The sequence below is a fragment of the Sphingomonas sp. SORGH_AS_0950 genome, assembly GCF_030818415.1.
GTDB lineage: Bacteria > Pseudomonadota > Alphaproteobacteria > Sphingomonadales > Sphingomonadaceae > Sphingomonas.
This window is the reverse complement of record NZ_JAUTAE010000001.1, coordinates 3363041-3380404: the sequence shown is the minus strand read 5'-3', so window position 1 is coordinate 3380404 and position 17364 is coordinate 3363041. Positions and strand designations below refer to the sequence as shown.

Genomic DNA, 17364 nt, shown 5'->3' with positions numbered 1-17364 from the left:
CCGGCATGTGGCAGGGAAGAGAGGAAAGCCCGACCCTGATGGCCACCCGTACCATCGCAACCGACCCTGGCCAGGATATCACGGCTTGCGATCGGGAACCCATTCACATTCCAGGCGCCATCCAACCCCACGGCCTGTTGCTGGTCGTGGCGGCCGACACGCTGTGCGTCGTCGCCGGAGCCGGTGCGATCGAGGAGCGGCTGGCGCCCGACTGGCTCGGCCAGCCGATCGCCGCGCTGGTCGGGGACGAAGTGGCGCAGATCGTCGGCGCGATGCCCTCCGTCATGGGATCGGTGTCGGCGGTGCGCCCGGTCCATGGCCTTTCCGAGATCTTCACCGCGGTCGTCCATCGCACGCCCGACCATCTGCTGCTGGTCGAACTGGAGCCGGGGATCGCCGACACCCCCTGGGGCGGCGGCAGTCCGCTGAACTGGCTGGACGCGGCGGCGACCAGTTTTGAGCGGGCGGGCGACCTGCCGATGCTTTACGAGCGGGCGGCGGCGCTTTTCCGCACGCTGACCGGGTTCGACCGGGTCATGCTCTATCGCTTCATGGACGAGGATTCGGGGCAGGTCGTGGCGGAGTCCCGCACGCCCGAGCTTCATTCCTTCCTGAACCACCACTTCCCCGCCTCGGACATCCCCAGGCAGGCGCGTGCGCTGTATATCCGCAACCGGACGCGCAGCATCCCCGATGTGGATTATGTCCCCGCCCCGCTGCGCCCCGCCGGGTTCGAGACGGTGGACCTCAGCGATGTCGGCCTGCGCAGCGTGTCGCCCATCCATGTCCGCTATCTGAGGAATATGGGGGTCGCGGCCTCCGCCTCGATCTCGATCGTCAAGGACGGGCTGTTATGGGGGATGATCGCCTGCCACCATCATAGCCCGCGTCGCCTGTCCTGCGAGCTGCGCGCCGCGGCCGCCGCGCTGGCGGGTGGACTGGCGCGCCAGATCCGCGCGCGGGAAGAGGCCGAGCTTTATCGTGAGCGGCTGCGCCTGCGCGCGGACGAAGATGCGATCCTGCCGCGCATCACCGGATTGGGCGAGATTTCGACCGCCGTCGCGCGGATGATGCCCGAACTGATGGCGATGCTGGGCGCGACCGGCTTTGCCATGGTCGAGGGCGGCAAGGTGCAGTGCCATGGCGTCTGCCCGCCGTCGCTGGCGACGATCGAGCTGGCGCTCTGGGCGACCGCGCGCACCGGCGGCGAGCTCTATGCGACGCATGAGCTGGGCAGCGTGTCGCCCGACGCCAAGGCGCTCGCCGCGACGGCCAGCGGGATGCTGGTGCTGCCGCTGGTCGATGGCGGCGTGACCCTGTTGTGGTTCCGTCCCGAACAGGTCGAGGAGATCGAATGGGCGGGCAATCCGCACAAGTCGGTCGGCCTGTCGCCCGACGAGACGCTGACCCCGCGCGCCTCCTTCGCCAGCTGGAGCGAGACGGTGTGCGGCCGCTCGCGCCGCTGGACGCTGGAGGAGATGGAGGCGGCGCATCGCCTGCGCCGGGCGCTGCACGATGCCTTTCAGAACAACCGGCTACGCGGGCTGAACGCCGCGCTCCAGCGGACGATGGACGACAAGGACGCGCTTCTGCTCCAGAAGGACGTGCTGATGAAGGAGGTGGACCACCGCGTCCAGAACAGCCTTCAGCTCGTCTCGTCCTTCCTGGCGCTCCAGGCGCGGTCGACCAACGACCCGCAGGTCCGCGAGCAGTTGACCGAGGCGCAGGCCCGGCTCTCGGCGGTCGCGCTGGTCCACCGCAGGCTCTACCGCGACGACCAGATCCAGACGGTCGATCTGGCGCGCTATCTGGAGGAGCTGGTCGGCGACATGAAACAGTCGCTGGGGGCGGAATGGGCCTCGATGATGCGTCTCGACCTGGCCCCCGCGCTGATGCCGACCGACCGGGCGGTCAATCTGGGGCTGGTGACGACCGAGCTGATCATCAACGCGACCAAATATGCCTATGGCGGCGCGGCGGGTCCGGTGACGATCACGCTGGAGCAATATGGCAACCGCCTGCGCCTGGTCGTCGCGGACGAAGGGCGCGGACGCAGCCAGGACGACGATGACGGGCGCGGCTTCGGCAGCCGGATGATGACGGCGATGATGCAGCGGCTGTCGGGCACGATCGAATATGCCAACAACCAGCCGGGCCTGCGCGCCATCGTGATCGCCCCGATCGCGGATTGAGGGGGGCAATAATGCCAGCCCCCACCCGTTCAGCCTGAGCGAAGTCGAAGGCTAAGGGAATCCACCCCGCCGAGCAGAGCGAGGCGATGGAAGGGCGTGGCCTTCGACTTCGCTCAGGCTGAACGGAGTTAGGGGATTCAACAGGAGCGAAGGGAACGGCGCGCCGCCAGCCCCCTAGGCCGCGCGTCGATACAGACCGAACACCTGCTCCGCCGCCGCCACGGCGCGGTCGATCCACGCGGGGTCCACCGCCGCATCGTCCAGCGCATGCCGAAAGGCCCGCCACTCGCCCGAACCGAACCCCGATTCGAGATAGGCGCGGGGCAAGTCCTCCCCCACCTGGCGGGCCAGCATCACGCCGCCCAGCCGTGAGCCCTCGGTGACATAGAGCGCGCCCCAGCGGGTCGCCTCGTCCTCGGACAGATCGAATGGCAGCGGCTCGGGCATCTCGTGCCCCAGCGCCGCAAGGTCGGCCGCCAGCGCCTCGCGCCGCGACCGCCAAGGGAACGCCACATCCTGCCCCTGCAACCACGCCTCGACCGCCGGCAAGGCGCGGGCATGGGCCATCAGAAAGGCCGCATAACTGTCCCGATCGTCCAGCCGATACGCGCCATAAGCCGTATCGACCGCATCATGCGCGGAGGCGGTGCGCGTGCGCAGCGCCTCCGACGCGGTCGTGCTTACTTCAGACAGGCGACGATCCCCGCGATCACCGCCAGCGTCTCTTCGGGATCGCGCACGCGGACGGTATCGAGGCCCAGTTCCTTGGCCGGATAGTCGTTGCCGCCAGGGAAGATCGCGTCGCCGATGAACATCATCGTATCGAGCGGAATCCCGCTGGCATCGCGCAGCTTCTTGAGGCCATAGGCCTTGTCGACACCCTCACGGGTGATGTCGATCGAGGTCGCCCCGCCCATGTTGATCGACAGGCCGGGCAGGCGCTGCTTCAGATCGGCCTGGATGACCTTGCGCTTCTCGAACTTGGGGTCCCAATGTTCCTTGGCGTCGATCGGCGCCTGCTGGCCGAGCGCCGAGAAGGTGATCTGGCTACCGCGATCCTCGATCCGCTCGCCCCAGGTCTGCTCGGGCACGAAGCCGGTCGCCTCCAGCGAGGCGTCGAACGCCTCCAGGATCTTCGCCTTGGTCGCATCGTCGAACAGTTCGGCATAGACCGGGGTCCAGCCGCCGTCCTGATAGGTATAGAGCTTGGTGCCCGTGGTCGGCATCAGCCACAGCTTGGTGCGGTCGGCGCGCTCGGGCAGTCGGCTCGCCACCTGCTTGTCGAATTGCGGCCAGTCCCCGCCCGAGATCACCGCGACATGCGCGACGTCGAGCAGGTCGGCCAGCGCCTCCCCCATCGGCTCGCCCAGGGGCTGTTTGCTTTCGGCCAGCGTACCGTCGAGGTCGAACGCAACCAGTTGCTTCATGAAGACACTCCGATTCTGGGCATGATGAAGGTATCGATGGCATAGGCCACGCCGTCGTCCGCGTTGGAACGGGTGTGTACCGATATCTGTTCCTTAACAGCGTCGGGCGCATTGGCCATCACGATCGGCAACCCGGCGCGTGTCAACATGGGAAGATCATTGGCCTGATCGCCCAATACTGCGACCTGTTCGAGGGGAACTCCAAAGGCCTTGGCGAGTGTCGCCACGCCGTCGCCCTTGTTCGCGGCCAGTGCCGTCACGTCGAGATAATAGGTCTGCGACTGGGCAATGGTCGCCTCGGCCCCATGCGCCGCATTCGCCTTTTCGTGGAGGCCGCGCAGCAGATCAGCGTCGTCGCTGACCAGCGTGATCTTGTCGACCTTGTCGACCAGCGCGGCAAAGTCCTGCGTGATCACCGGCTCCTGCGACGAAGCCTTTCGCTCATGTTCGACATGGGTGCCTTCATCGCTGCTGGCATACCAGCGATCATCGGCGAAGACCCAGATGGCGACGGGATTGTCCGCCGCCATCGCCAGCACGTCGTTCACGACCGCGACCGGCACCCGGAACTGCGCATCGACCGAGCCGTCGCGGCGGAACACCGTCCCGCCGTTGAACGCGCCGATCGGCGCGTCGATCGCCAGCTCGTCGGCCAGCCATCCCAGCCCCGAACGCGGCCGGGCGCTGATGATGGTGAAACCGACGCCCGCCGCCTCCAGCCGCTTGACGGCGGCGATGGTGGCGGCGCGCAGTTTCTTGTCGGGGTCGACGAGCGTGCCGTCGACATCCGACACGACAAGCCGGATGGCCCGGCTCATTGCGGGATTTCGGTATGGCCGCCAAAGCCGAAGCGCATCGCCGACAGCACCTTGTCGCCGTAAGTATGATCGACCCGGCTGCGATAGCGCGCGAAGAGCGAGGCGGTCAGGACGTTGGCCGGGACCTTCTCCTCCATCGCGGCGTCGATCGTCCACTGGCCCTCGCCCGAATCGGCGACATGGCCCGAGAACTGCTCGAGCATCTCGTCCTTGGCCAGCGCGATCGCGGTCAGGTCGAGCAGCCAGGACGAGATCACGCTGCCGCGACGCCACACTTCGGCGATGTCGGTCAGGTTCAGGTCGAACCGCTCGTCCTCGGGCAGCTTGTCGCTGTTCTTCGACTTCAGGATGTCGAAGCCCTCGGCATAGGCCTGCATCAGCCCATACTCGATGCCGTTGTGGATCATCTTGACGAAGTGACCGGCACCGGCGGGACCGGCATGGATATAGCCCTTCTCGGCGCGCTGATCGACCTTCTCGGCGATGCGGCCCGGCGTGCGGACGATATCGCCCAGCCCCGGCGCCAACGCGTCGAAGATCGGGTCGAGATGGTCGACCGTTTCCTTGTCGCCGCCGATCATCATGCAATAGCCGCGCTCCAGGCCCCAGACGCCGCCCGAGGTCCCGACATCGACATAATGGATGCCCTGTTCGGCCAGCGACTTGGCGCGGCGGATATCGTCCTTGTAGAAGCTGTTGCCGCCGTCGATCACGACGTCGCCGTCCTTGGCCAGCTTGGCGATTTCCGCGATCGTGTCCTCGGTCGGGCCGCCTGCGGGCAGCATCACCCACCAGATCGCCTTGTCGGCGAGCTTGGTGGCCATGTCCTCCAGCCCCGTGGCCGCCTCGGCGCCGTCCTTGGCGAGCGTCTGCACCGCCTCTTCGCTGCGATCCCAGGCCACCACCTGATGCCCAGCCTGCATCAGGCGGCGTGCGATATTGCCACCCATGCGGCCAAGGCCGACCAGACCGATCTTCATGCGGAACTCCATTATGTTCTTGATGTCGTAGAAAGTGAAAGGCCCCCTTCCCGCCCTGGGAAGGGGGCCTGTCGGATCAGGCCGTCGCGGGCTGCTTCTGCCCGATCGCGCCGAGCAGATCGTCGAACGCCTTGACGAAGGAGGCCACCCCCTCCGCGACCAGCGTGCCGGTCACGCCGTCCAGGTCCAGGCCCAGCCGCTCGGCCTCGGCGAGAACATGCTTGGCCTCGTCGACATCGGCGGTCAGCGTCTCGGCCACCGTGCCATGGTCGCGGAAGGCGTCCATCGTCTTGGGCGGCATGGTGTTGACCGTGTCCGGCCCGATCAGCGTGTCGATATAGAGCGTGTCGGGAAAGGACGGGTCCTTGGTCCCGGTCGAGGCCCAGAGCAGCCGCTGCGGCTGCGCGCCCTTGGCGGCCAGCGCCTGCCAGCGGTCGGACTTCAGGAAGTCGAGATACCACTGATACGCCAGCTTGGCATTGGCGATGGCAACCTTGCCGCGCACGGCCTTCAGCGCCTCGGCTTCCGCGTCACCGGCGGCGACGCGCTCGTCGATCTTCTTGTCGATCGCCGAGTCGATGCGGCTGATGAAGAAGCTGGCGACGCTGGCGATCCGGTCGATCGGCTGCCCGGCCTTGACCCGCTCTTCCAGCCCGGCCGCATAGGCCTCGGCCACCTTGATATAGGCGGCCTGCGAGAAGAGCAGCGTGACGTTGACGTTGATCCCCTTGGCGATGGTCGCCGAGATGGCGGGCGCGCCGGCGTCGGTGCCGGGGATCTTGATCATCAGGTTCGGGCGGTCGACCGCGTGCCACAGCTTCTCGGCCTCGGCGATGGTCGCATCGGTGTCGTCGGCGATATAGGGCGACACTTCCAGGCTGACATAGCCGTCCTTGGCGTCGAGACGGTCATAGACGGGCTTCAGCGTTTCCGCCGCCGCCTTGATGTCCTGAATCGCCAGATGCTCGTAACGGTCGATGGTCGCCGCGCCGGGGTTCTCCTTGTCGAACGCCGCCAGCGTGCCGTCATAGGCGTCGCCATGCCCCATCGCCTTCTCGAAGATCGACGGGTTGGAGGTGACGCCGGTCAGCCCGTCCTCGGCGACGAGCTTCTCCAAGCCCTTCGCCTCCAGGAACTTGCGATCGACGAAATCGAGCCAGGGGGCGCAGCCCTTGGCGCCCAGTTCCGACAGCTTGCTCATCACTTGGTCTCCAGCATTTCGCGGGCCACCTTCACGACATTGTCGTGGGTGAAGCCGTACTTGTCCTGCAACTTGGCGAGCGGTGCGGAAGCACCGAAGGTCGACATGGTGATCGTGCGGCCTTCGAACCCGACATAGCGGTCCCAGCCGATCGATCCGGCCTGCTCGACCGCCAGACGCTTGGTCACGCCCTTCGGCAAGACGCTTTCCTTGTACGCCGCATCTTGCAGCTCGAAACGATACCAGCTCGGCAGCGAGACGACGCGCGCCTTGATGCCATCAGCCTTCAGCGTCTCATAGGCGTCCGTCACCAGCGACAGTTCCGACCCCGTTGCGATAAGGATGATGTCGGGTGTGCCGTCGCAATCCGCAAGGACGTAACCGCCCTTCTTCACGCCCGAGGCAGGCGCGTACTTGCCGCGATCGAGCGTCGGCAGCGCCTGACGCGAGAAGATCAGCGCGGTCGGGTGGCTGGCCGACTCGACGGCGCAGCGCCACGCCTCGGCAACCTCGTTCGCATCGCCGGGGCGGATGGTGTCGAGGCCGGGGATCGCACGCAGTGTCGCCAGATGCTCGATCGGCTGGTGGGTCGGACCATCCTCGCCCACGCCGATCGAGTCGTGCGTGAAGACGAACACCGCACCGATCTCCATGATCGCGGCGAGCCGGATCGGCGCGCGCATATAGTCGGAGAAGACCAGGAAGGTCGCGCCATAGGAGCGCAGGTGCGACAGCGCCATGCCGTCGACGATCGCGCCCATCGAATGCTCGCGCACGCCGAAGTGGAAATTGCGCCCCTCATAGCTGCCCGGCTGGAACGAACCGCCGTCCTTGATCAGCGTCTTGGTCGACGGCGCGAGGTCGGCCGAGCCGCCGATCAGCCACGGCACCTTGGCGGCGATGGCGTTCTGCACCTTGCCGCCCGAGTCGCGGCTGGCAATGCCCTTGGCATCCGCCTCGAACACCGGGATATCGCTGTCCCAGCCCTCGGGGAGCTTGTCGGCGAGCATCGCGTCGAGTTCGGCGGCGAGTTCGGGATATGCGGCACGGTAGCGATCGGTCATCGCCACCCATTCGTCGCGCAGCGGCTTGCCACGCGCCTCGATCGCGCCCTGGAAGGCTTCGCGCACGCCGTCGGGGACCAGGAACTTGGCGTCCTCGGGCCAGCCATAGGCCTTCTTGGTGGCGCGGATCGCATCCTCGCCCAGCGGCTCGCCATGCGCCTTCTCGCTGCCCGCCTTGGGGCTGCCATAGCCGATCACCGACTTCACGACGATGAAGGTCGGCTTGTCGGTGGTCGCCTTGAAGGTGTCGAGCGCGGCGGTCAGCGCGGCGACGTCGTTCGCGTCGTCGACATGCAGCACGTTCCAGCCATAGGCCTCGAACCGCTTGCCCACATCCTCGTTGAACGCGATGTCGGTGCCGCCCTCGATCGAAATCTGGTTCGAATCGTAGATCCAGCACAGGTTGGACAGCTTGAGATGCCCGGCGGTCGAGGCCGCCTCGGACGCCACACCCTCCATCATGTCGCCGTCGCCGCACACGACATAGACGTCATGGTCGAAGACGGGGAAACCCTCGCGGTTGAAATGCGCGGCCAGCCAGCGCTCGGCGATCGCCATGCCGACCGAGTTGCCGCAGCCCGCGCCGAGCGGGCCGGTCGTGGTCTCGACGCCGGTGGTGTGGCGATATTCGGGATGGCCCGGCGTCCTGGAGTTGAGCTGGCGGAAGCCCTTCAGGTCCTCCAGGCTTAGCGCGGGCCTGCCCGACTTGTTGCCGTCCGCGTCGATCTCCTCGATCCCCGCGAGGTGGATCAGCGAGTAGAGCAACATCGAGGCATGGCCGACCGACAGCACGAAACGGTCGCGATTGGGCCAGTCGGCATGGGCGGGGTCATAGCGCAGGAATTTGGACCAGATGGTATGTCCGACCGGGGCCAGCGCCATCGGCGTGCCGGGGTGGCCCGAATTGGCCTGCTGCACCGCGTCCATCGACAGGGTACGGATCGTGTCGATGGTCAGGCGCTCGATCGACCCATCTTCGTGCAGATGGGTGTCGGCCACGGCGTTGGTGGTGGCATCGGTCATGGAATCTGGCCTCATCCTTCGTATATGTGACCGCACGCGGGCGCGAACGATCCTGGTTGCCATGCGTCACCGGCCTTAGCGCGGGTTCCGCCCCCGTTCCAGCCGGGTAACGATTCCGTCGTCGGCAATATAGGCGGCATCGATTTCGCTGAGGAACAGGCCATGCCCGACGACGCCGGGGATCGCCATCAGCGCGTCCGCCAACGCACGCGGGGCCGCATCGTCCCAGCCATGGCCGTCGATGACGATATTGCCATTGTCGGTCCGGTAATCCTGTCGCTCGACGCAGCGGACGAACAGTTGCGCCAGCCGCGACGCCGCAAAGGCCGCCGCGAAGGGCAGTATCTCGACCGGCAGCGCCGCGCCGCCCAGACGCGCCACGCGTTTTGACCCATCAGCGATCACGATCATCCGGCCGGCGGACGCCGCCACGACCTTCTCGCGCAGCATAGCGCCACCCGCGCCCTTGACCGCACGCAGCCGCGCATCGATCGCATCCGCCCCGTCGATCGCCAGGTCGACGCGCGAGACCGTGGCGAAATCGCGTACCCGGATTCCCAGCGACGTCGCCAGCGCGGCGCTTGCCTCGGACGTGGCGACGGCGTCGATCCTCAGCTTTCGGGCGGCCAGCGCGGCGATGGCATGGGCGGCCGTCGATCCCGTTCCCAGTCCGACGAGCATGTTGTCGCAAACCTCATCGACCGCTGCGGCAGCGGCCAGGCGCTTATCGGCATCGCGATCGGTCATATCGTTTGAAAATGCTTGAGAAACGCAAAGGCTCCCCACCCGGCGCGGTTTTGCCGCAGCGCGACAATTTGCGACAATTAAGGCAGGAGGATTAGGCCATCATCACTTGCCTTTTCGGACCCGCCGCGTGCAATTTGTTGGTGCTCAGCAACGTTTCGTCCCGGTCGCGCATTTTCGCGCATGCCGGGCGCGCGGCCGGACTTTTCAGGCAGGTGGACGAATTGAACTTTGCAGGTTTTCGCGGGCACGGCATGCTCGCCGGTACGGCCATGGCCGTCGCACTGCTGACGCTGTCGGGATGCGGCGGGAAGGAAGCGGGTGGCGCCGCCAAGGGACGCAATGGCACGCAGGCGACGCCGACCGTCGGCTTCGTGACCGTGCAGCCGACCGACGCCCCGATCGTGACCGAGCTGGCCGCGCGGACCAGCGCCTTTGAAAGCTCCGACGTCCGGCCGCAGGTGACCGGCATCATCCGCCGCCGCCTGTTCACCGAGGGCGCGCTCGTCAAGCGCGGCCAGCCGCTCTACGAGATCGATCCGCGCCTCTATCGCGCCGCCGCCAACCAGGCCGCCGCGAACCTGCAAAGCGCGCAGGCCAATGCCGAAGCGACGCGGATCCAGGCCGAACGCTATCGCCCGCTGGCGCAGATCGAGGCGATCTCGAAGCAGGACTATACCAACGCCCAGGCCAGCGCCCGCCAGGCCGCGGCCCAGGTCGCGCAGACCCGCGCCGCGCTGGAGACGGCGCGGGTGAACCTGCAATTCACCACCGTCCCCGCGCCGATCAGCGGGCGGATCGGCCGCTCGCTGTTCACCGTCGGCGCGCTGGTCAGCTCGAACCAGACCGATCCGCTGGCGCAGATCCAGCGGCTCGATCCGATCTTCGTCGATATCCAGCAATCGGCGAGCGACCTGTTGTCGCTGCGGCGCAGCCTGTCGGCGCGCGACGGCCTGATCCCCGCCAGCGCGCAGGTCCGGCTGCGGCTGGAGGACGGCACCGATTACGGGCAGGTCGGCACGGTCGAATTCGCCGAGGCGGTGGTCGATCCGCAGACCGGCACCGTGACGCTGCGCGCGCGCTTCCCCAATCCGCAGGGGCTGCTGCTGCCCGGCATGTTCGTTCGCGCGCGGTTCGCGCAGGCGATCGACACCAGCGCCTATCTGGTCCCCCAGCAGGCGGTATCGCGCGACGCGAAGGGCAATGCGACGCTGTTCGTCGTCGGGCCGAACGACAAGGTGCAGCAGAGGACGGTGAAGGCCGAACGCACGCAGGGCAGCTTCTGGGTGGTCACCGACGGGCTGAAGCCGGGCGATCGCATCATCACCCAGGGCCTGTCCAACCTGCGCGACGGCCAGAGCGTGCGCGCGGTGCCCGCCAACAGCCCGCAAAAGGTCCAGCCCCCCTCGCCCGAACAGATGAAGACGATGCAGGCCGCCAAGGGCAAGGCGGGCTGACCGGACCATGCTCAGCCGTGTCTTCATCGATCGTCCCATCTTCGCCTGGGTCCTTGCCATCATCGTCATGCTGGCGGGCGTCGGCGCGATCATGGGCCTGCCCATCGCGCAATATCCCGACGTCGCCCCGCCCCAGGTGTCGATCCGCGCCACCTTCCCCGGCGCCTCGGCGCAGACGCTGCAAAACTCGGTCACCCAGGTCATCGAACAGCAGCTGACCGGCATTGACGGGCTTCTCTATTTCCAGTCCTCCTCGTCCAGCCGCGGCTCGGTGTCGATCACCGCCACCTTCGCCAAGGGCACCGACCCCGACATCGCGCAGGTCCAGGTCCAGAACCAGGTCCAGCAGGCGGTCGCGCGCCTGCCGCAACAGGTGCAGCAACAGGGCCTGGTCGTCCGCAAGTCGAACCCCGACTTCCTGTTGATCGCGGGCGTCTATGACGAGACGAACCGGATGACGAATCAGGACGTCTCCGACTATCTCGTCTCCAATCTCCAGGACCCGCTGGGCCGTATCCAGGGCGTCGGCGACACCAACGTGTTCGGATCGCAATATGCGATGCGCATCTGGCTGAACCCGGAAAAGCTGGCCTCGTACCAGCTGATGCCCTCGGACGTGACCACCGCGATCCAGAACCAGAATACCGAGGTCGCGGCGGGCGAGGTCGGCGGCACGCCGTCCGCCTCGACCCAGATGCTCAACGCCACCGTGACCTCGCAGTCGCGCCTCCAGACGCCCGAGCAGTTCCGAGAGATCATCGTCAAGACGCTGAACAACGGCGCGACCGTCAAGCTGTCCGACGTGGCGCGGATCGAGCTGGGCGCGGAAAGCTATGCCGCGGTCAGCCGGATCAACCAGCATCCGGGCGCCGGTATCGCCGTGCTGATGGCGCCGGGCGCCGACGCGCTGAAGACCGCCGAGCTGGTCAAGGCCGAGATCACCCGCGTCGCCAAGGGCTTTCCGCCGGGCCTGAAGGTCGCCTATGCCAACGACACCACCGCCTTCATCAAGCTGTCGATCGACGAGGTGGTCAAGACGCTGATCGAGGCGATCATCCTCGTCGTCATTGTCATGTTCGTCTTCCTGCAAAGCTGGCGCGCGACCCTGGTCCCGACGATCGCGGTGCCGGTGGTGCTGCTGGGCACCTTTGCCATCTTCTACATGGCGGGCTTCTCGATCAACACGCTGACCCTGTTCGGGCTGGTGCTGGCGATCGGTCTGCTGGTCGACGACGCGATCGTGGTCGTGGAGAATGTCGAGCGTCTGCTCGAGGAAAATCCGGATATGACCCCGCGCGAGGCGACGATCGAGTCGATGCGCGAGATCACCGTAGCGCTGGTCGCCATCGCGCTGGTCCTGTCGGCGGTGTTCCTGCCGATGGCGTTCTTCGGCGGGTCGACCGGCGTCATCTATCGCCAGTTCTCGATCACCATCGTCTCGGCGATGATCCTGTCGGTGGCGGTCGCGATCATCCTGTCGCCCGCGCTGACCGCGACGCTGCTCAAGCAGAAGGCGAAGGAGGGCGAGGACGGCGCCTGGCTCGACCGCAAATTCCCGCGCGTGGCGCATGGGCTCCAGCGCGCGAAGGACGGGTTCAACCGCCGCTTCGACTGGACGGTCGAGAAATATGTCTCGGCCGTGCGCACCGTGGTCGACCGCAAATGGCTGTTCCTGCTGATCTATGTCGGCGTCGTCGCGCTGCTGGCGATCCTGTTCCTGCGCCTGCCCACCGGCTTCCTGCCGACCGAGGACCAGGGCGCGGCCATCGTCCAGTTCCGCCTGCCCGCCGGTGCGACGCAGAACCGCACCATGGAGATCCAGCGCCGCGTCGAGCAATATTTCGCGCAGCATGAGGGCAAGAACGTCCAGGTGCTGTTCTCGGTCGCGGGCGGCGGTGGTGGCGGCACCAGCGGCCAGAATACCGGCCAGGGCTTCATCAACTTCGTCGACTGGGCCGATCGCAAGGGCAAGGAAAACAGCGCCGATGCGATTACCGGCCGCGCCTCCGCCGCGTTCCGGGGCTTGCGCGACGCGCAGGTCTTCGCGCTGGTCCCTCCCGCCGTGCGCGGCCTGGGCCAGTCGGACGGCTTCACCATGGAGTTGCAGAACACCTCCGGCATGCCGCTGGAGAAGTTCGAGGCGGTGCGCGACGAATTACTCGCCAAGGCCAATGCCGATCCCAAGCTGGCCTCGGTCCGCCTGACCGAGCTGCCCGACATCGCCACGCTGCGCGTCGACCTCGACCAGCAGAAGCTGTCCGCGCTCGGCCTGTCGCAGCAACAGGTGAACAGCACGCTGTCCACCGCCTGGGGCGGGCAATATGTCAACGACTTCATCGACCGGGGCCGCGTGAAGCGCGTCTATGTCCAGGGCGACGCGCCGTACCGCGCCGAGCCCGAGGACCTGAAGCAATGGTTCGTCCGCGGGTCGAGCGGGCAGATGGCGCCCTTCTCGTCCTTCTCGACGATCAACTGGGGCGTGGCGCCGACCACCCTGTCGCGGTTCAACGGCATCCCGTCCTATGAATTCCAGGGATCGGCCGCGCCGGGCTACAGTTCGGGCGACGCGATGCAGCGGATGACCGAACTGGCGGCGGACATCCCCGGCACCTCGGTCGCCTGGGCGGGGCTGTCCTATCAGGAACGGCTGTCGGGCGGGCAGGCGCCAATCCTGTACGGGCTGTCGATCCTGGTCGTCTTCCTGTGCCTGGCGGCGCTCTATGAAAGCTGGTCGATCCCGTTCGCGGTGCTGCTGGTCATCCCGCTGGGCCTGATCGGCGCGGTCGCCTTCGTGACGCTGCGCGGGCTGACCAACGACGTCTATCTCCAGATCGGCCTGCTGACGACGATGGGGCTGGCGGCCAAGAACGCCATCCTGATGATCGAGTTCGCCGAGCAGGCGGAGAAACAGGGCAAGCGGATCATCGACGCCGCGCTGGAGGCGGCCAAGATCCGCCTGCGGCCGATCCTGATGACCAGCTTCGCCTTCATCTTCGGCGTGCTGCCGCTCGCCATCTCGACTGGCGCGGGCGCGAACAGCCGGATCGCGATCGGCACGGCGGTGATCGGGGGCATGCTGACCGCGACCGTGCTCGCGATCTTCTATATCCCGCTCTTCTTCGTGCTGGTCCGCCGGTCGGTGCGCAACGGCCTGGCCCGTCTGCGTGGGCGTCCGACTAGCGAGCATGGCGCGGGGCATAGTCCCGCCGCCACCGAAGGCGCGGAGAAGGCCTGATGCGTATTCCATTCCCCCTGCCCGCGATCCTGCTGGCCGCCACCGCCCTGTCGGGCTGTTCGATGGCGCCCAAATATGTCCAGCCCGCCTTGCCGGTGCCGGCCTCCTGGCCGGTCGGCGATGCCTATCTCCGCCAGTCGGAGGCGGCGCTGCCCAGCGTGCGCTACAGCGACATCTTCCGCGACGCACGGCTGCAACGGCTGATCGCGCAGGCGCTGGCGAACAATCGCGACCTGCGCGTGGCGGCCGCCAACATCGCCGCGACGCGCGCGCAATATCGCATCCAGCGCGCCAGCCTGTTGCCGCAAGTCGATGCGACCGGCCGCTACAGCTATACCGATCGCGGATCGGGCGGCGCGGCGAGCCAGGCGGTCGGCAATGGCGGCACCGGAACCGGAACCGGCGGGACGGGCACGGGCGGTGTCGGCACCGGCGGAACCGGGACGGGTGTGGGAACCGGGGGCACCGGCGGCTCGATCGTCACCGGCTCGGGCGGCAATGGCAGCGCCTGGTCGGTCAATCTGGGCACCACCGCGTTCGAGCTGGACCTGTTCGGGCGCGTGCGGTCGCTGACCGGCGCGGCGCTCGACCGCTATTTCGCGACCGAGGCGGGGGCGCGGGCGACCCGGCTGACGCTGGTCGGCGACATCGCCGATGCCTGGCTGAACTATGGCGCGGACCAGAGCCTGCTCGCCATCGCGCAGCAGACCGCCGCCAGTGCCGAGCGCAGCGTCACGCTGACCCGCGCCCGGCTGGAGGGCGGCATCGCGCCGCGCACCGACCTGCGCCAGGCCGAACAGGTGCTCGCCACCGCGCAGGCCGATCTCGCGCAGCAGAAGACCGCCGTGGCGCAGGACGTCAACGCGCTGCAACTGCTGGTCGGCGCGCCGATCGAGGCCAGTCTGCTGCCCGCGTCGATCGAGGAGGCCGCCCCCACCATCGCCACCCTGCCCGCCGGGCTCGATTCGGGCATCCTGCTGCGCCGCCCCGATGTGGTGCAGGCCGAATATCAGCTGCGCGCGACCAATGGCCAGATCGGCGCGGCGCGCGCGGCGCTGTTCCCGCGTATCTCGCTGACCGGGCTGGTCGGCTTTGCCAGCACCGCGCTGTCCTCGCTCTTCTCGGGCGGCAGCTTCAACTATTCGGTCGCGCCGTCGGTCAGCTATCCGATCTTCCAGGCGGGCGCGGGCGTCGCCGGGGTCCGCTATTCTGAGGCGCAGCGCGATGCCGCGCTGGCGACCTATGAAAAGACGATCCAGACCGCGTTCCAGGAAACCGCCGATGCGCTGGCCCGGCAGGGGACGATCGCCGACCAGCTGGGGGCCAATCGCCGCTTCCTGACGGCGGCGGCGGATACCTATCGCCTGACCGAAGCCAGCTATCGCGGCGGGATCACGCCCTTCTTGAACACGCTGGACGCGCAGCGCTCGCTCTATTCAGCGCAGCGCACGGTGATCGCGACCCAGCTGACGGCGGCGAGCAACCGCGTCACCCTCTACCGCGTGCTGGGCGGCGACTCGCTGCTGGAGGCGACGGCCAACGGCCCGGTGCCGGTCAGCCCCGCCGGCTGAGGCGATCCCGCCCGGCCGCCTCTCGCGCCGGGCGGGATGCCGTCAGTATTGCGTCTTCTTCCCTCTCCCCCTGGACAGGGGAGAGGGTTAGCGATGCTTGCCAGCCTGCTGGCTAGCGCAGCTTGGGTAAGAGGTTGAGCGAGCCCAAAGGCTCGCGCGCTCGCTTCGCGAGCCCACCCCTCACCCAGCTCCGACTAGGCCTTTGCTTTCGCAAAGACCAAGTCTGCGCAACCCTCTCCCCTCTACGAGGGGCGAGGGAAGGAAGGGCATCGCTGACTGTCGATATGCCCTAATTGCCGGACCCGCGCGCCGCGCCGACGGCGTCGCGACCGAACTGGACGATCAACTCGCCGATCTCGCGCGCCTGCGCCATCGAGCGATTGCCCTGTTCGCGCAGGAACTCGGTCTGGATGCGCATCACGTCGCCCAGATCCTTGGCCGAGGCCGCCGAGCGCATCGCGGCGAAAGCCTCGCGCGTGTTGGTTTCGGCCTGTTCCAGCATCTTGAGCGTGACCTGCGATCCGCCCTCGGCCATCTTCTGGCCGGTCGCCTGCATCGCCTCGCCCGCGCCCTTCACCCGGTCGGCAAAGGCGCCGGTGCCCATATCGCCACCGATCGCACCCGCGCCGCCGCCATTATCCTCGGCCATCTCGTCCGTCTCCTTGCCTTTGCCCGTATCCCTTGAACCCTTGGCCGCGTCAGGAGTTTCACCCCGCCCGATCGCGCTCAGAACCCCGCGAAGTACCGGGTCAGCATCGCCTCGGCGGGCGCGCCCAGTGTCAATCCGTCCTCGTGGCGCTCGACCCAGCCGCGCTGGACGAGCAGCGCGATCCAGCGGGGGCCGGTCAGACCCTCCGGCGGCAGGCCGATGGCGTCCAGCAGCGCCTCGTCGGACAGCGGCTCGCCCGCCTCGAACAGCGCGATGATGATCTCCCAGGCGGGATCGCCGAACATGTCGGCACAGGGCCCCGCGATCCGGCGCAGCTCGATCCGCTGGTTCAGGATCATCCGCGCGCATTCCTGCGGGGTCGGCACGCGCGGCGCACGCGGCACCGGCACACCGCCGCCGGGCGTCCCCGAAATGGCCGCGATACGGGTCTGCACGTCCGCCATGACCTCTACGAAATGCTGGAAGCTCGCGCGATCCGCCTCAGGCCAGTGCAGCAGGCGAAATTCAGGCTCCATGCCGTTCGCCGCCCCGCCATGGCAGGGTCCAGTCGGGATCGGTGCCATAGCGCGCCAGCCGGATGCGATGGCGCAGCACCCCCATCCCCAGCAGGACGAGCATGGGATAGGCCAGCTTGCCGCCCGCCGCCGCATACATCCACGGCATCAGCGCCGGGTCGAAGCCCTTAACCCCGTGAATCCCCACCGCCAGCAGGTGGAACGCGGCCAGCCATAGCGGCCAGAACCGGTTGGCCAGCAACGCCACGCCGGTCAGCCCCATCATCAACGCCAGGTCGATGCCCAGCTCCAGCGCCTCGACGCGGTGAAAGCTGGTCGACGGATCGAAGGGCAGGACCACCGTCGCGACCGAGGCGCACAGCAGGATCACGGCGGTGGTGCGCTCGGGCCATCCCCCCAGCGTCAGCGCATAGAGGCAGACCAGCCCTTGCAGGAAGTTGAAGACATAGACGTGAGTCACGGCGTGC

The 17364-nt window shown here is 67.5% G+C and carries 14 protein-coding genes; 4 read left to right on the top strand and 10 right to left on the bottom strand.

Annotation, left to right across the window (positions count from 1 at the left end; translation table 11 throughout):
• Positions 1-38 precede the first annotated feature (38 nt).
• Positions 39-2192 carry a histidine kinase dimerization/phosphoacceptor domain -containing protein gene (locus QE385_RS15260; protein WP_307103257.1) on the top strand — a complete coding sequence of 718 codons (2154 nt, stop codon included), beginning with the start codon at positions 39-41 and terminating at the stop codon, positions 2190-2192.
• Positions 2193-2366: 174 nt separating this feature from the next.
• Here QE385_RS15260 and QE385_RS15255 read toward each other — a convergent pair whose 3' ends face one another.
• The 7 genes from QE385_RS15255 to rpiA form a co-directional block, all read right to left on the bottom strand.
• Positions 2367-2759, bottom strand: coding sequence for a biliverdin-producing heme oxygenase (locus QE385_RS15255; protein WP_307103255.1), 393 nt, complete (start codon positions 2757-2759; stop codon positions 2367-2369).
• A gap of 113 nt (positions 2760-2872) precedes the next feature.
• Complete coding sequence (locus QE385_RS15250) at positions 2873-3619, bottom strand: HAD-IIB family hydrolase (protein ID WP_307103253.1); 747 nt, start codon at positions 3617-3619, stop codon at positions 2873-2875.
• Entirely contained in the window at positions 3616-4437 is an 822-nt protein-coding gene (locus QE385_RS15245; RefSeq protein ID WP_307103251.1) for a Cof-type HAD-IIB family hydrolase, read from the bottom strand. Before QE385_RS15245 ends, QE385_RS15250 begins: the two co-directional genes overlap by 4 nt.
• Positions 4434-5417, bottom strand: coding sequence for a phosphogluconate dehydrogenase (NAD(+)-dependent, decarboxylating) (gene gnd, locus QE385_RS15240; RefSeq protein WP_307103249.1), 984 nt, complete (start codon positions 5415-5417; stop codon positions 4434-4436). Before gnd ends, QE385_RS15245 begins: the two co-directional genes overlap by 4 nt.
• Before the next feature lie 76 nt (positions 5418-5493).
• Entirely contained in the window at positions 5494-6618 is a 1125-nt protein-coding gene (tal, locus tag QE385_RS15235; protein WP_307103247.1) for a transaldolase, read from the bottom strand.
• Positions 6618-8705 (bottom strand): transketolase, encoded by a 2088-nt coding sequence (gene tkt, locus QE385_RS15230; protein ID WP_307103246.1) that lies wholly within the window; start codon positions 8703-8705, stop codon positions 6618-6620. The genes tal and tkt overlap by 1 nt, the downstream gene beginning before the upstream one ends.
• Before the next feature lie 75 nt (positions 8706-8780).
• Entirely contained in the window at positions 8781-9452 is a 672-nt protein-coding gene (gene rpiA / locus QE385_RS15225) for a ribose-5-phosphate isomerase RpiA (protein WP_307103243.1), read from the bottom strand.
• Positions 9453-9703: 251 nt separating this feature from the next.
• On the opposite strand from rpiA, the gene QE385_RS15220 reads away from it, so the two are divergent.
• The 3 genes from QE385_RS15220 to QE385_RS15210 are packed head-to-tail and all read left to right on the top strand — an operon-like array spanning position 9704 to position 15712.
• Positions 9704-10906, top strand: coding sequence for an efflux RND transporter periplasmic adaptor subunit (locus QE385_RS15220; RefSeq protein ID WP_307103241.1), 1203 nt, complete (start codon positions 9704-9706; stop codon positions 10904-10906).
• A 7-nt stretch (positions 10907-10913) separates the two neighbouring features.
• Complete coding sequence (locus QE385_RS15215) at positions 10914-14141, top strand: efflux RND transporter permease subunit (protein WP_307103239.1); 3228 nt, start codon at positions 10914-10916, stop codon at positions 14139-14141.
• Positions 14141-15712 (top strand): efflux transporter outer membrane subunit, encoded by a 1572-nt coding sequence (locus tag QE385_RS15210; protein ID WP_307103238.1) that lies wholly within the window; start codon positions 14141-14143, stop codon positions 15710-15712. The genes QE385_RS15215 and QE385_RS15210 overlap by 1 nt, the downstream gene beginning before the upstream one ends.
• Before the next feature lie 289 nt (positions 15713-16001).
• Here the strand turns inward: QE385_RS15210 and QE385_RS15205 are convergent, their stop codons facing one another.
• From QE385_RS15205 to QE385_RS15195, 3 genes are all read right to left on the bottom strand, one after another.
• Positions 16002-16361, bottom strand: a complete 360-nt coding sequence (locus tag QE385_RS15205; RefSeq protein ID WP_307103235.1) for a phasin family protein — start codon at positions 16359-16361, stop codon at positions 16002-16004.
• Positions 16362-16438: 77 nt separating this feature from the next.
• The gene (locus QE385_RS15200; protein WP_307103233.1) at positions 16439-16897 is read right to left on the bottom strand and encodes a hypothetical protein; all 459 of its coding nucleotides are present in this window, start codon (positions 16895-16897) and stop codon (positions 16439-16441) included.
• On the bottom strand, positions 16887-17357 hold the full coding sequence (locus QE385_RS15195; protein ID WP_307103231.1) for a hypothetical protein: 471 nt from the start codon (positions 17355-17357) through the stop codon (positions 16887-16889). The genes QE385_RS15200 and QE385_RS15195 overlap by 11 nt, the downstream gene beginning before the upstream one ends.
• Between the last annotated feature and the right edge of the window lie 7 nt (positions 17358-17364).